Source organism: Afipia sp. 1NLS2 (assembly GCF_000178995.1).
Lineage (GTDB): Bacteria > Pseudomonadota > Alphaproteobacteria > Rhizobiales > Xanthobacteraceae > Afipia.
Genome location: NZ_ADVZ01000002.1, coordinates 331143 through 344675, shown reverse-complemented (window position 1 = coordinate 344675; position 13533 = coordinate 331143). Strand labels below are relative to the sequence as shown.

The following is a 13533-nucleotide window of genomic DNA, read 5'->3' as shown; positions in this document are numbered from 1 at the left end:
CGCCTTCTTATGTCCTCGTGACAGCAGCCGCTAACTACGGAAAGAACTCCATACCGTCCCGACAAAAATCGCGCCGATGATGACGTTGGCTGCCGTGAAGGTGACAATGGCGAGCCATTCATAGACGCCGCTCTCGCCGCGCTTGACGAAATTCAGAAACCCTCCAGCAAAAAGCCCCGCTCTCGCGGGGCTTTCGTGTTTTGTCGTGCAGCGGTTTTGTAAACCGAAGGTCGCCGTCCGCCCTCACGCTGCCTGCAATTCAGGTTCGTACGCTGCTTCGTCCTCCGGCAATTCGCCTGCCAGCGCGGCGGCGAATTTCTCCTGGTCGAGTTCCTTCTCCCAGCGCGCGACCACGACGGTCGCCACCGCGTTGCCAACGAAGTTGGTCAGCGCGCGGCATTCCGACATGAAGCGGTCGATGCCTAGGATCAGCGCCATGCCCGCGATCGGCACGGACGGCACCACCGACAGCGTCGCGGCCAGCGTGATGAAGCCCGCACCGGTGATGCCCGCAGCCCCCTTCGAGCTCAGCATCGCCACCAGGAGCAGCAATATCTGGTCCGCGAGGCTCAGATGCGTGTCCGTCGCCTGCGCGATGAACAACGCCGCCAGCGTCATGTAGATGTTGGTGCCGTCGAGGTTGAAGGAATAGCCGGTCGGAATCACGAGGCCGACGACCGAGCGGTCGCAGCCCGCGCGCTCCATCTTCGTCATCAGCGCGGGCAATGCCGCCTCCGACGACGAGGTCCCGAGCACCAGCAGCAGTTCTTCCTTGATGTAGCGGATCAGCGCCAGGATCGAGAAGCCGTTGTAGCGGCCGACCGCACCGAGCACGACCAGCACGAACAACAGCGACGTGACGTAGAACGTGCCGATCAGGAAGGCGAGATTGGCGATCGAGCCGATGCCGTATTTGCCGATGGTGAAGGCCATCGCGCCGAACGCACCGATGGGTGCTGCCTTCATCAGGATCGCGACCAGGCGGAACACCGGGTTGGTGAGCGCCTGCAGGAAATCAACGATCGGCTTGCCGCGCTCCCCGGCCATCGCCAGCGCGATGCCGAACAGCACGGAGAAGAACAGCACCTGCAGGATATCGCCCTTGGCGAACGCGCCGACGATGGTGTTCGGAATGATGTCCATCAGGAAGCCGACGATGGAGGCGTCATGCGCCTTGGCCGCATAAGCGGCGGCGGCCTTGGCATCCAGCGTCGCGGGATCAATGTGCATGCCCGCGCCCGGCTGCACGACGTTCGAGATGATCAAACCGAGGATCAGCGCCAGCGTCGAGAACGTCAGGAAATAGAGCATCGCCTTGCCGGCGACGCGGCCGACGCGCTTGAGGTCCGACACGCCCGCGATGCCGGTCGCAACCGTCAGGAAGATCACCGGCGTGATCACCATCTTCACCAGCTTGATGAAGGCATCACCGAGCGGCTTCATGGCCGCGCCGACGCCGGGGTCGAAGTGCCCGAGCAGGACGCCTGCGACGATCGCCGCCAGAACCTGAAAATAGAGATGCCGGTAGAACGGAACCTTGCCGTGCTTCTCCACGACCTCGAAAGTGGTCTGCATGTTAGCCTCCCAGCCCCGATGGCGGTGTTCCGTCTCGGGGTCGATTGTTGAGTTGTCGCGGCCAACAGCCGCCGCGAGAGACATCAGCAACCTGCGTGCCAGCAGGATTATTCCATTCAACATATTGATATTTATAGATTTTCTATATCTGGACGGGTGCGGCCAGTCAGTTTTGCGCGATAATTCGCACTTACGGTATTGAGCGATGTGCAGAAAAATGCACAGATATGTCATGACAGCACAGTCCGCACCTGCCCTCACGCCCGGCCAACTCCGGAAGCGAGCACGCCGCGTCTGGATCGGCTTTGCCGTGCTGGCGCTTGCACTCGCCTGCGCCACTGTCGTGATCGCAGGGCTCTATGGCCGCGCGCGCGAACTCAAGATGCTCGCCGAGCAAGGCCACACCGATGCCAATCTCAAGGTGGCGCTGCTGCGCGCCGTGCTGGAGAGCCCGCGCGCGCTCCCGCTGCTTCTCTCCGAGGACCAGCGGGTCCATGACGCGCTCGCCATCGGCGATGCCGCCTCCGTCGGTCGCCTCAACGAAAAGCTGGCAAGGCTCGTCGCCGGCACCAAGGCAGCCGTGCTCTACGTCATCGGCACCGACGGCCTCACGATCGCTTCCAGCAACTTTCGGGAGTCGGACAGCTTCGTCGGAAACGACTATTCCTTCCGCGAATATTTCGTGGACGCCATCAAGGAAGGTACGGCCGAGTTTTTCGCACTCGGCAACGTTAGCAAGAAGCCGGGACTCTATATCTCACGGATCGTCGGTCCCCTGCACAAGCCGCTTGGCGTGGTCGTCGTCAAGATGGAGTTCGACCAGCTAGAGGCGGACTGGCACGAAAGCAACCGCCCCTCTTACGTCGTCGACGAGCACGGTGTCGTGCTCATCACCAGCATCCCATCGTGGCGGTTCCTGACTGACGGCAAGCTGACCGAAACGATGTTCGCCACCATCCGCGGTAGCCTTCAGTTCGATGATGCGCCACTGATGCCGCTTCCGATCACACCGATCCAGACCATCGATCCCAGCACTTCGCTTGTGCGCGCAACGCTGCCGGATCGCCCAAAAGCCGAATATCTCAGGCTGACAGCGCGCGTGCCGTCGACACCCTGGCGGCTGGACTATCTGGTGCCGGTCGAGCCAGCGGCGGCGGCCGCCATGCGCGAGGCGCGCCTGTTGGCGCTCGGTGTCTTCATCCCCCTGCTTGCGCTGGCCGCCTTCCTGCTCTGGCGCCGCCACTCCGCGCAGATGCGCATCGCGACAAGCGAAATGGCGCGCGTGGAGCTGGAACGGCGCGTGGCGGAACGCACAGAGGATCTGAGCCGCGCCCGCGACCGGCTCGAGATCGAGATTTCCGATCACCGCACCACCGAAGCGAAATTGCAGATCGTTCAGCAGGAACTGGTGCAAGCCAACCGCCTCGCCATCCTCGGGCAGGTAGCGGCAGGCGTTGCGCATGAGATCAACCAGCCAGTCGCCACCATCCGCGCCTATGCCGACAACGCGCGGACTTTCCTCGAGCGCGGCCAACCTTCATCGGCTGCGGACAATCTCGGAAAGATCGCGTCGCTGACGGAACGCATCGGCTCCATCACCGACGAGTTGAAGGCGTTCGCCCGCAAGGGACGAACCGCCGCCGAATCTGTTGAGTTACGCGACGCCATCGACGGCGCCGTGGTGCTCCTGCGAAGCCGCTTCGCCGGCCATCTGGAGGCGCTGACATACGACCTTCCCGCCTCCGGCCTCAAGGTGTCGGGCACGCGCATCCGCCTTGAGCAGGTGCTCATCAACCTGTTCCAGAACGCGCTGGAAGCGCTGGAGGGGCGCCCTCATCCGCGTGTCGAGATTTCGGTTGCGTCCCGAGGCAACGAGGTCGCCGTGAAAATCTCCGACAATGGCCCCGGCATTCCCGAGGCCATTCGGCGCTCGCTGTTCTCGCCGTTCAATACATCGAAGGAAAACGGACTTGGCCTCGGCCTCGTGATCTCCAAGGAGATCGTTTCCGACTATGGCGGACGCATCGAGGTCGACAGCAGCGAACACGGCACATGCTTCACGATCTATCTGGTGAGGGCTCCATGACACAGAGCGTAGCATCGAACGATCCCCTCTCCGTCGTCCTGCTGGATGACGACCGCGATCTTCTGAAGGCAACGCAGCAGACGCTGGAGCTTGCCGGATTTCAGGTCCAGGCCTTCACCGCGGCGGCAGATGCGCTTGCCGTACTCGACCGGCATTTCAATGGCGTCGTCGTATCCGACATCCGCATGCCAGGTATCGACGGGTTGCAGTTCTTCCAGCGCCTGCAACAGGAGGATGCCGATATTCCGGTCATCCTCATCACCGGCCACGGCGATATTCCGATGGCCGTGAAGGCGATCCAGGATGGAGTCTACGACTTCATCACAAAGCCTTTCGCCGCCGAGCGGCTGGCGCACAGCGTCCGGCATGCCGCCGAAAAGCGGAAACTGGTGATGGAGAACCGCTCGCTGCGCGAGGCTGCGATCGAGGCCGAAAACGGCCTGCCCCTGATCGGCCAGACGCCCGCGATGGAGTGGTTGCGACAAACGCTGCGCCAGATCGCCGATACCGATGTCGACGTGCTGGTGACAGGAGAAACCGGTTCCGGCAAAGAAGTGGTCGCAACGCTGCTGCACCGCTGGAGCCGCCGCCGCGCAGCCAATAATTTCGTGGCGCTCAATTGCAGTACCTTGCCAGAGAGCATCATCGAGAGCGAGTTGTTCGGTCACGAGCAAGGTGCTTTCACCGGCGCCCAGAAGCGGCGGCTCGGGCGCATCCAGCATGCTGATGGCGGCACGCTGTTTCTCGACGAAATCGAAAGCATGCCGCCGTCGGTCCAGGTGCAAATGTTGCGTGTGCTGGAAATGCGCGAGGTCGCACCGCTCGGCACCAATGAAGTCCGTCCTGTCGACCTGCGTATCGTTGCCGCTTCAAAGGTCGATCTCGGCGATCCCGCACAGCGCGGCAACTTCCGTGAGGACCTTTACTACCGCCTCAACGTCGTCACGTTGTCGATCCCGCCGCTGCGGGAACGGCGCGACGACATCCCGATGCTGTTCGGCTATTTTACCAACCGCGCCGCCGCACGCTTCCAGCGGCCTGTGCCTGACATTCCGGCTTCCGTGCATCGCTATCTGCGCGATCACGACTGGCCGGGAAACGTGCGGGAACTGTCGCATTTCGCCGAACGCTTCGTGCTCGGCCTCGATCAGGAAGCGCAGGACAACGCCAGAGGGCGGCCCGAAAACACGCTGCCCCTGCCTGAACGGCTGGAGCGGTTCGAGGCGTCGGTCATCCGCGAGGCGCTGGAGAGCCATGACGGCGACGTTCGCCGCACCATCGAAGCGCTCGGCATCCCGCGCAAGACTTTCTACGACAAGCTGCAACGCCACGGCATCGTGCGCAGCACCTTCTCGAAAGCCAATTGACCCGATACCAAAACAAAAAGCCCCGCTCGCGCGGGGCTTCGTGTTTCAGCATGAGGCCGTCCCTCAGCCCATGCACTTCTTGACGTAGGAGTTCTTGGCGGCACCCGACAGTGGCTTGCCGTCGGCGCTCTTGGCGTTGGTCTCGCAACACTTCTTCATGTAGCTCGCCTTCGCCGCACCGGAGAGCGGCTTGCCGTCGGCACTGACGGCTTTGCAGGCGGCGTCCGCGAAAGCGGGCGAGGCGACAAAAAGGCTCAACAGGATCGCAAGAGAGAAGCGCTTCATGGGGATACTCCCGGTGAAATAGGGCCTCCAGCCTATCCGATCCATTTATTCTGACAACAGCCGGAACGATGGAATTTACATGCTGCCCCAGCCCCACGGTAAGATCACACGGACTTGTCCATGACCAGCCCGGGCGCCTTGGCGCCGCCGGTCTGCGCCTGTTGCTGGATCATCTCCTGGATCTTCTGCGTCACCTTTTGCTGCTCGGCGGGACTCATGGCCTTGAAGTCATCCTCGCTGATGCCAAGCTGGCTCAACATCGCATTGAACATCCGCTGTTGCGGCGTCTCGCCGGCGATCTTGAGAAACTGATCCTCCGCCGACGGTTTGTTCTTGGCCGACGTACTTCCCAATAACGACGAGGTGGCAGGCACGGACGACGAGGTCATACCTGACGGTGAGATGGACATGGCGGTTGCTGGCTCCCTCACGGACGAATCTGAATTTCAATTATCTTCAGCAAGCCGCGTGCCATCGGCGCGGGTACAAAAGACACGCCTTTCCAATGGCCTGTAACAGCCCTCCCTGACGCGGCGCGGATCAATCCGTGCCTTGAGACAAATTTGCCGGGAAAATTTTGCTTCTTGATGAGAGGCGAATCGATGCCTCGGTTCTGTCAGCCTTGGCGGCACGCCCAGCTTGCCTATACTGCGAGGCAAGCGAACGCGCAGACCTGCCGTTCGGCCGGGGCTCGCTTGGGTGACTGCTGACATCACACGACATATATCCTTTTCCCGCCCGTGCCCTGTAGGCCGGCGGAAGCACTTCGCCGTTGCAGCCCTGCTGGCCTTGGCGGCGGCTTGTCCGACGGCGGCTCTCGCGGGCAACGGCGAGGACGATGCCAAGGCCCCGAAGGCGAGTGCCTCGCAACTGCCGAATATCTATGTCGACATGCGGACCAACTATTTCACCGTGCCCGCCGGGACGCTGAATATCGGCTTCGGCAATTCGTTGTCGCTGCCCTCTTTGTCATCCCTGTCGTCGGTCTCGGGCCAGGGAGCCTCGATCGACCTGCCGCTGACCGTCGATTTCAACGAGCGCTTCTCGGTATTTGGGGGGATCACGGCGAGTACCTCGAAAACCGATCTCACGCCCTGGTCGTCGGTGGCTGTCGCGAGTTGGAACGTCGGCATTCAGGCCGACATCATCGAGCAGAACGGCGGGCCGCTCCCCACCGTGACGGTGCTCTCGACGCTCACCAAGTCCGCAACCGAAGGCCCGCTATCGACGACCAATCTCACCACGGTCACCGAGGCGGCCTACGCTTTCGATACCGACGAGACGCGGGCCCTGCTCGCAGGCGTGCAAGTGACCAATATCCGGGTCGATTCCGGGCTCGCCTCGGTCCGCCCGGCAATCATCGGCTATGTCGGCGCCTATTACCAATGGCCCAACAACTGGAAGCTGACCGGCCGTGCGGGCGTCCAGTCGTTCGGGGGCGCGAACACCTCGGCGCTCGCCCCGTTCCTGCCACCCGGCCAGTCGCTGCTGTCGCTGCGCTCCTTCACCCAGCCAATCCTCCGGGCCGACCTCGACCGGATGGACGACAACGACAACCGCCTGTTCGGCCTGACCGCAACGATGTTCTGGACGCCGAAGCCTGCGTTCCAGTTCACCCTGCGCACACCGCTTTACTTCGTCAGGCATTAAGGGCCGCCAATGTCCCGCGGCCCGGAGGGCGCCGCAGGACACCGGCGCGGGCGCTTACTTCTTCATGCCGTCCGCAGGCTTCATCGCGTCGTTCTTCATGCCGTCATGTTTCTTCATCGCGTCCTTGGACATGCCGTCCTTCGTCATCGCATCGCCCTTCTTCATGTGATCCTTCGACATCTGATCCTGCTTCATCGCATCGTGGCCCATCTTGTCCTGCGCGATCGCCGGGGCGGCAAAAGCAGCCACCGCGACAAGGGCCGAGGCAATGAGCGAAATCCGGACACTGGTGTTCATAGGATGATCCTCTTCAATGGAAAGACGGTCACGCCGCCTCTGGTCCCTACGGCCCGCTTCCGCCGCCGTTACGCCGCTTCCCGGGCCGTAACGCCGGGAAATTTTTTTCCGGGCATGTAACAAATCCCGCGGAGGGGTCCGGATCGGCCTTTCCACAGCGTCAAATAAGCTGTGCATGACGCGGCTTCGGCCCACGAATCCGAGCGGCGGCGGCGTAAATTCCGGCCGTGTGTTGTGGCGAGTCGGCGTCCGTTCCGGGTTCTCCGCTCGCGCGTGCGGAGGGTATCCCCATGCTCAGTCACGTTCAGCTTCGCGATTTCAAACCCGACGTCGTGATCTGCCCCCATTGTACCCAGCACCTGATGGGCGTGAAGGACGTGCAGTGGACCGCCGATCGCGTCTCCTTCACCTATGGCTGCGCTGGTTGCGGCCATGAGATCGACCGTCCCGTGGGGGAAGATGTGATCCCGGCGCCGCGTGCAGCCGCACCGGAGCCGCACAAGCCCGCCAGCGACGACGTGACCGTGATGGAAGACGTCCCCTTCCCGTTCCGCAAGTCGCGCGAAGCACCCCTGTTTGCCCTGAAGGCCGACGATTCCGATTCAACGGACAGCCAAATTGCGGCGGATGATTCGGCAAATGAGTTGGCAGACGATCCGGCCGGCAATGATGACGACACCACGGAGGATCATATCGAGACGGCAGCGTTCGGCTCGATGCGCCTGCTTCCGCCGAAGCCGTCATGGCTGGAGACGCCGGTGTTCGGCCGGGAGCGCGCCGCATTGACGCCCAAGCAGGTCTTCGATACCGACCGGCGCGACAACGAGCGGCTCGATGGTTCGCTGCCCGACTCCGCCGCCACAACCCGCGCCAGCGCGTTGCTGCGTGACGTCAGTATTTTCAGCTTGTAACGGCACAGCCTCAAGGCCCGCCACAGCGGAGAGCATCGATGCAGGACAGAGTCGTCGCGATCACCGGCGCCTCGGGTGCGCTCGGCCGTGCGGTGGTCGCGGAAGCGGCTGAACGCGGCGCGCGCCTCGCCCTGATCGATCATGCCGCGGCCCGAGGCACGCCACGGCCGACCCGCATCGAGATCGGCGGCATCGACCTTGCCGAACCGAGCGAAGCTAATCGTGCCGTCGAAGCGGCTGTCGCCCATTACGGGCGGCTCGATGCGCTCATCAACATCGCCGGTGCCTTTTCATTCCAGACCGTGGCTGAGGGCGACACGGCGACCTGGGAGCGGCTCTACCGCGTCAACACACTGACTGCGTTGAATGCCTCGCGTGCGGCAATCCCGCATCTGACCGCTTCGGGGTCGGGGCGCATCATTAACATCGGCGCGCTAGGAGCCCTGAAGGCGGGTGCGGGCATGGGCCCCTATGCTGCCTCCAAGTCCGGCGTGCATCGCCTGACCGAAACGCTCGCGGCCGAACTCAAGGGCAAGGTCACGGTCAACGCCGTGCTGCCATCCACCATCGACACGCCAGCCAACCGCCGCGACATGCCGAAGGCGGATTTCTCCAGCTGGGTCACTCCGCAGGAACTGGCGAGCGTCATCCTGTTTCTCGCAAGTCCCGAGGCCAGCGCCGTTACCGGCGCGTTGATCCCCGTCAGCGGACGCGTCTGACATTCAGTGCCGCTTGAAGTACTGCACGTCGCGCTCGTGCTTCTCCGCCGCCGTGCGCGACTTGAACGTGCCGAGATTACGGCGCTTGCCGGTCTTCGGATTGACCTTGCGTGAGTACAGCCGGTATTCGCCCGACGCCAGTTTCCGGATCATGATCCTCTCCTGAGAACGGAATAATCCGGTCAACGCCTCCTTTACGTCGACGTTCCCACTCAGATGTTCGCGCCGAGATCCTTGCTCGGTATCGTCACCGAACCCGGGAACAGCTTGCGGATCAGCATGTAGAAGATCGGCGTGAACAGCAGTCCGAACAGCGTCACGCCCAGCATTCCAAAGAACACCGCGACGCCGACCGCCTGACGCATCTCCGAGCCCGAACCGGTCGAGATCACCAGCGGCAGCACGCCAAGGATGAAGGCGAACGAAGTCATCAGGATCGGCCGCAGCCGCAGGCGGCACGCCTCGATCACCGCATGCAGCGTGTCCTTGCCCTCATGCTCGATGTCGCGCGCGAATTCGACGATCAGAATTGCGTTCTTCGCAGCTAACCCCACCAGCACGACAAACCCGATCTGTGTCAGGATATTGATGTCCTGCCCGATGATGCGCACGCCAATGGTGGCAGCGAGCAGGCACATCGGTACGATCAGGATAACCGACAGCGGCAGCGTCCAGCTTCCATATTGTGCGGCGAGCACAAGGAACACGAACAGAACGCAGACCGGGAATACATAAAGTCCCGCATTCGCCGCCGTCACCTGCTGATACGAGAGGTCGGTCCATTCATAGGAGAACCCGCTCGGCAGAATATCCGCCGCTAGCTTCTTCATCTCCTCGATGGCCGTGGCCGAACTGGTGCCGGGCAGCGTATCGCCCTGCAATTCCGCCGTCGGATAAAGATTGTAGCGCGCCACGCGATCCGGGCCGGAGATGTTGCGGAAATTGAGCACGCTGCCCAACAGCACCATGTCGCCAGCCAAATTGCGGGTTTTCACGCGGGCAAGATCGGTTGTCTCCCTGCGGAACGGCAAGTCGGCCTGAGCCGTGACATGATAGGTGCGGCCCAGAATGTTGAAGTCGTTGACGTAGGTCGACCCGAAATAGGTCTCGATCGCTTCCGTCACATTCTGGATCGGCACTCTCAACATCTGTGCCTTCTGCCGATCGATATCGACAAAAACCTGCGGAGTGTCCGCGGTAAACGGCGAGAACACGGCCGTCAGGCCCGGCGCCTTTCTGGCCGCGGCGACCAATTCCGTTGTCGCGGCGGCGAGCAGTTCAGGTCCCCGCCCCTCGCGGTCCTGCACACGCATCGCAAAACCGCCGCCGGTGCCGATGCCCGGCACGGCCGGTGGCGGTACCACGATGATAAAGGCGCTTTCGATCTTGGAGAGCCGCTTGCGAAGTTCGTTCGTAATCACCTGCGCGGTCAGCCCCTTACGGGCCCGCTCCTCCGGCTCATCGAATACTGGAAAGAGTGCCGCCGCATTACTCGCCTGCGTGCGTGTCGCGCCCGACAGGCCCGCGAATGCCGCCACGCGAATGATGCCCGGGGTACCAAGCGCGATGTTCTCGATCTGGCGCACAACCGCCGTGGTACGCGCCAGCGAGGCCGCGCCCGGCAATTGCACCGAGATGATGACGTAGCCACGATCCTGCGCCGGAATGAATCCTTTCGGCGTGCTGACAAGCAGCCACCCGGCCGAGCCGATCAGCAACCCATAAACTCCAAGCATCACCACGGAATGACGGATCACGAAATCAGCCGCCGTGGCATAACTGTCCGACAGCCAATCAAACCCGCGATTGAAATAACCTGTAAATCGTCCCCACCACTGTGCGGGAAGATTCCATTTGGCGGGCGGCCTCTTCTCGTGATGCGATTCCAGAATGAGAGACGCCAGCGCCGGCGACAGGGTCAGCGAGCAGAAGCACGAGATTGCGGTCGCGACCGCAATCGTCACCGCGAATTGCTGGAAGAACTGCCCGGAGATGCCGCCAAGAAAGGCGGTCGGCACAAACACCGCGCACAGCACCAGCGCGATCGAAACGAGCGCGCCGCCCACCTCCTGCATCGTGAGAAGGGCTGCGTCCCGCCGGGTCATCCCGGCGCCAAGGTGGCGCTCGACATTTTCGACGACCACGATCGCATCGTCGACAACGATGCCGACCGCCAGCACCAGGCCGAACAGCGTCAGATTGTTGACCGAGAACCCGAGCGCGGCCATCACCGCGAAGGTGCCGACCAGCGACACCGGGATCGCCACGATCGGAATGATCGCGGGCCGCCAACCCTGCAGAAACACCAGCACGACGATGACGACGAGGACCATCGCTTCATAGATCGTCTTGATGAGTTCGCTGACCGACTGCGCGATGAATTCGGTCGGGTTGTAGCCGATGTTGTATTCAAGCCCGGGCGGAAAACCGGCCTTCAGCCTCTCCATCTCGTTCGAGATGTTTTTCGACGTCGCCAGCGCGTTGGACCCCGGCCGCTGCGAGACCAGCAGCGCGACCGCGGATTTGCGAAGCAGGAAGCTGTTGGTGGTGTAGGACAGCGCCCCAAGTTCGATCCGAGCTACGTCGCGCAGCCGCACGGTGCGCCCGTCCGCGCCCGCCTTGATGACGATATCCTCGAACTGCGACGGATCTTTCAGACGGCCGGTAAAGGTCAGGCTCTCCTGAAGGGCACGATCCGCAATCGGAGGCTCGCCGAGAATGCCGCCCGCGATCTGCAGGTTCTGCGCGCGAATGGCCGCAAGAACATCTCCCGCCGTCATGCCGAGATTGGCGATCTTGTCCGGATCGAGCCACAGCCGCATCGAATAGTCGCGCGCGCCGAAAATCTGGATGTCGCCGATGCCGTCGAGCCGCAGCAACTGATCGCGTACCTGCCGCAACGCATAGTTCGAGATATAAAGCTGGTCGTAAGCGTCGTTCGGCGACAGCATGAACACGACCATCAGAAGGTCGGGGCTGTTCTTGCGGGTGACGACGCCGTTGCGCTGCACCTCCTCCGGCAATTGCGGCTGCGCGATCGCCACGCGGTTCTGGACCAGCACCTGCGCCTTGTCGAGATCGGTACCGAGCTTGAAAGTGATGGTGATCTTCAACTGTCCGTCGGAGGTCGCCTGGCTGTACATGTACAGCATGTCCTCGACGCCGTTGATCTGCTGCTCGATCGGCGTCGCAACGGTGTCGGACACCGTCTGCGCCGACGCGCCAGGATATTGCGTGGTGACGACAACGGTCGGCGGCGCAACCTGCGGATACTCAGCGACAGGCAGCGTGGTGTAGGCAATCGCGCCGACGATCAGCAGCACAATCGACAGCACCATCGCGAGGATGGGCTGATTGATGGAAAGACGGCCGAGGTTCATGGCTTGGCGTTGCCCTTGTCGGATTCCGGCGCGTGCGGCGAAACTTTCGCGCCTATGCGCGCGCGCTGCAGCCCTTCGATGATGACGTTGTCATCCGCATTCAGCCCTTCCCTGATGACTCGCAGCCCATCGTCGATGGGACCAAGCACCACGGGTTTCGCGATCACCGTATTGTCGCTCTTGACGACGAACACGATCTTTCGCGACTGATCGGTGGCAATCGCGGTGTCCGGCAGCAGCAACGCCTCGTACGGCGAACTGCCCAGCACGCGAACCCGCGCGAATTGTCCGGGCAAAATCGAAAGGTCGTGATTGTCGACCAGCGCGCGGCCACGCAACGTTCCGGTGCCGACGTCGAGCCGGTTATCCAGGAAGTCCATCTTGCCCATGTGCGAGGGCTTGGTTTCGCCCGCAAGCAGCACCTGCACGGGGTTCGGCGTATCGCGCGAACTCGGGCGCTTGCCCTCGAACCAGAGTCTCGAATTCTTCAGATAGATCGATTCATCCATGTCGAAGTAAAGATGAATCGGGTCCATCGACACGATCGAGGTCAGAAGCGTCGCGCCGCTTTCGCTGCCCTGCACGAGATTGCCAACGGTCACAAGATGGCGGCTGATACGCCCGGTGATCGGCGCACGGACCTGGCTGAATTCCACATCGAGCTGCGCACGCTTCAATGCACCCTCGGCCTGCAGAGCGGAAGCCTCTGCAGTCTGCAATTGCTGGGTGCGCTGATCGACGACCGATTGCGAGACCGCATCGGTTTTGATCAGCGAGCTGGCGCGCTCCAATTCGCGTTTGGCGAGTTCGACATGGGCCTTGGCGTCCTGCAACTGCCCCTGCGCCTGTTCGGCGACAGCCTGATATTGCCGGGGATCGATCGTGTAGAGAAGATCGCCAGCCTTGACGATGGCACCGTCCTTGAATTCGACACCGGTGACAAAGCCGGTGACGCGCGCACGGATCTGCACCTGCTCAACGGCATCGAAGCGCCCGCTGAATTCATCCCAGTCCGTGACCGTCCGTTTGACGGGATGAGCGACGGTAACGGAAGGCGGTGGCGCGGCGGCCTGCTGGTTCTGGCTCGGGCCACAGCCCGAAAGGCCCAATGCCATCAACGGCGCTACCACGGCGGCAAGACGCGCGATGGCAGGCAGGCGAACGGAATGAAAAGGAAAAAGCGTCGCGGATCGTTCAATCATTCAAGTCAGCCCCGAAAGAAACAACACGCACCGTCATCTGAAACGATCCAGATGAGATTTG

General features: G+C 62.3%; 12 protein-coding genes. 5 read left to right on the top strand and 7 right to left on the bottom strand.

What is annotated here, in order from left to right; translation table 11 throughout:
• Nucleotides 1-243: 243 nt before the first annotated feature.
• On the bottom strand, nt 244-1575 hold the full coding sequence (locus AFIDRAFT_RS10340) for a dicarboxylate/amino acid:cation symporter (RefSeq protein ID WP_009339330.1): 1332 nt from the start codon (nt 1573-1575) through the stop codon (nt 244-246).
• Nucleotides 1576-1792: 217 nt separating this feature from the next.
• Between AFIDRAFT_RS10340 and AFIDRAFT_RS10335 the strand changes: the two genes are divergently transcribed.
• A complete protein-coding gene (locus AFIDRAFT_RS10335) occupies nt 1793-3661 on the top strand; it encodes a sensor histidine kinase (protein ID WP_009339329.1) in 1869 nt (622 codons plus the stop codon).
• Entirely contained in the window at nt 3658-5028 is a 1371-nt protein-coding gene (locus tag AFIDRAFT_RS10330; protein ID WP_009339328.1) for a sigma-54-dependent transcriptional regulator, read from the top strand. Before AFIDRAFT_RS10335 ends, AFIDRAFT_RS10330 begins: the two co-directional genes overlap by 4 nt.
• 63 nt (nt 5029-5091) lie before the next feature.
• On the opposite strand, the gene AFIDRAFT_RS10325 is transcribed toward AFIDRAFT_RS10330, so the two are convergent.
• Together AFIDRAFT_RS10325 and AFIDRAFT_RS10320 are read right to left on the bottom strand one after the other, a co-directional pair.
• On the bottom strand, nt 5092-5313 hold the full coding sequence (locus AFIDRAFT_RS10325) for a hypothetical protein (RefSeq protein ID WP_009339327.1): 222 nt from the start codon (nt 5311-5313) through the stop codon (nt 5092-5094).
• 104 nt (nt 5314-5417) lie between these two features.
• On the bottom strand, nt 5418-5723 hold the full coding sequence (locus AFIDRAFT_RS10320) for a hypothetical protein (RefSeq protein WP_009339326.1): 306 nt from the start codon (nt 5721-5723) through the stop codon (nt 5418-5420).
• Between the two features lie 379 nt (nt 5724-6102).
• Between AFIDRAFT_RS10320 and AFIDRAFT_RS10315 the strand changes: the two genes are divergently transcribed.
• Nucleotides 6103-6963 (top strand): hypothetical protein, encoded by an 861-nt coding sequence (locus tag AFIDRAFT_RS10315; RefSeq protein ID WP_009339325.1) that lies wholly within the window; start codon nt 6103-6105, stop codon nt 6961-6963.
• Nucleotides 6964-7017: 54 nt separating this feature from the next.
• On the opposite strand, the gene AFIDRAFT_RS10310 is transcribed toward AFIDRAFT_RS10315, so the two are convergent.
• Complete coding sequence (locus tag AFIDRAFT_RS10310) at nt 7018-7260, bottom strand: pentapeptide MXKDX repeat protein (protein ID WP_009339324.1); 243 nt, start codon at nt 7258-7260, stop codon at nt 7018-7020.
• Nucleotides 7261-7550: 290 nt separating this feature from the next.
• Between AFIDRAFT_RS10310 and AFIDRAFT_RS10305 the strand changes: the two genes are divergently transcribed.
• On the top strand, nt 7551-8171 hold the full coding sequence (locus tag AFIDRAFT_RS10305; RefSeq protein ID WP_009339323.1) for a hypothetical protein: 621 nt from the start codon (nt 7551-7553) through the stop codon (nt 8169-8171).
• A 38-nt stretch (nt 8172-8209) separates the two neighbouring features.
• Nucleotides 8210-8890 carry a 3-oxoacyl-ACP reductase FabG gene (gene fabG / locus AFIDRAFT_RS10300; RefSeq protein ID WP_009339322.1) on the top strand — a complete coding sequence of 227 codons (681 nt, stop codon included), beginning with the start codon at nt 8210-8212 and terminating at the stop codon, nt 8888-8890.
• Between the two features lie 3 nt (nt 8891-8893).
• Here the strand turns inward: fabG and AFIDRAFT_RS19785 are convergent, their stop codons facing one another.
• Genes AFIDRAFT_RS19785 through AFIDRAFT_RS10290 form a run of 3 tightly spaced genes read right to left on the bottom strand, consistent with a single transcriptional unit; the run spans nt 8894 to nt 13472 of the window.
• Complete coding sequence (locus AFIDRAFT_RS19785; protein WP_009339321.1) at nt 8894-9043, bottom strand: hypothetical protein; 150 nt, start codon at nt 9041-9043, stop codon at nt 8894-8896.
• Between the two features lie 59 nt (nt 9044-9102).
• Nucleotides 9103-12270, bottom strand: coding sequence for an efflux RND transporter permease subunit (locus AFIDRAFT_RS10295; RefSeq protein ID WP_009339320.1), 3168 nt, complete (start codon nt 12268-12270; stop codon nt 9103-9105).
• Nucleotides 12267-13472 carry an efflux RND transporter periplasmic adaptor subunit gene (locus AFIDRAFT_RS10290; RefSeq protein ID WP_009339319.1) on the bottom strand — a complete coding sequence of 402 codons (1206 nt, stop codon included), beginning with the start codon at nt 13470-13472 and terminating at the stop codon, nt 12267-12269. Before AFIDRAFT_RS10290 ends, AFIDRAFT_RS10295 begins: the two co-directional genes overlap by 4 nt.
• Nucleotides 13473-13533: the final 61 nt, after the last annotated feature.

Excerpts from the sequence above, each read along its gene's own strand:
- AFIDRAFT_RS10310 (WP_009339324.1), bottom strand. The coding sequence starts at position 7,260 with ATGAACACCAGTGTCCGGATTTCGCTCATTGCCTCGGCCCTTGTCGCG.
- AFIDRAFT_RS10325 (WP_009339327.1), bottom strand. The coding sequence starts at position 5,313 with ATGAAGCGCTTCTCTCTTGCGATCCTGTTGAGCCTTTTTGTCGCCTCG.
- AFIDRAFT_RS10330 (WP_009339328.1), top strand. The coding sequence starts at position 3,658 with ATGACACAGAGCGTAGCATCGAACGATCCCCTCTCCGTCGTCCTGCTG.
- AFIDRAFT_RS10340 (WP_009339330.1), bottom strand. The coding sequence starts at position 1,575 with ATGCAGACCACTTTCGAGGTCGTGGAGAAGCACGGCAAGGTTCCGTTC.
- AFIDRAFT_RS10295 (WP_009339320.1), bottom strand. The coding sequence starts at position 12,270 with ATGAACCTCGGCCGTCTTTCCATCAATCAGCCCATCCTCGCGATGGTG.
- AFIDRAFT_RS10320 (WP_009339326.1), bottom strand. The coding sequence starts at position 5,723 with ATGTCCATCTCACCGTCAGGTATGACCTCGTCGTCCGTGCCTGCCACC.
- fabG (WP_009339322.1), top strand. The coding sequence starts at position 8,210 with ATGCAGGACAGAGTCGTCGCGATCACCGGCGCCTCGGGTGCGCTCGGC.
- AFIDRAFT_RS10290 (WP_009339319.1), bottom strand. The coding sequence starts at position 13,472 with ATGATTGAACGATCCGCGACGCTTTTTCCTTTTCATTCCGTTCGCCTG.
- AFIDRAFT_RS19785 (WP_009339321.1), bottom strand. The coding sequence starts at position 9,043 with ATGATCCGGAAACTGGCGTCGGGCGAATACCGGCTGTACTCACGCAAG.
- AFIDRAFT_RS10305 (WP_009339323.1), top strand. The coding sequence starts at position 7,551 with ATGCTCAGTCACGTTCAGCTTCGCGATTTCAAACCCGACGTCGTGATC.
- AFIDRAFT_RS10335 (WP_009339329.1), top strand. The coding sequence starts at position 1,793 with ATGCACAGATATGTCATGACAGCACAGTCCGCACCTGCCCTCACGCCC.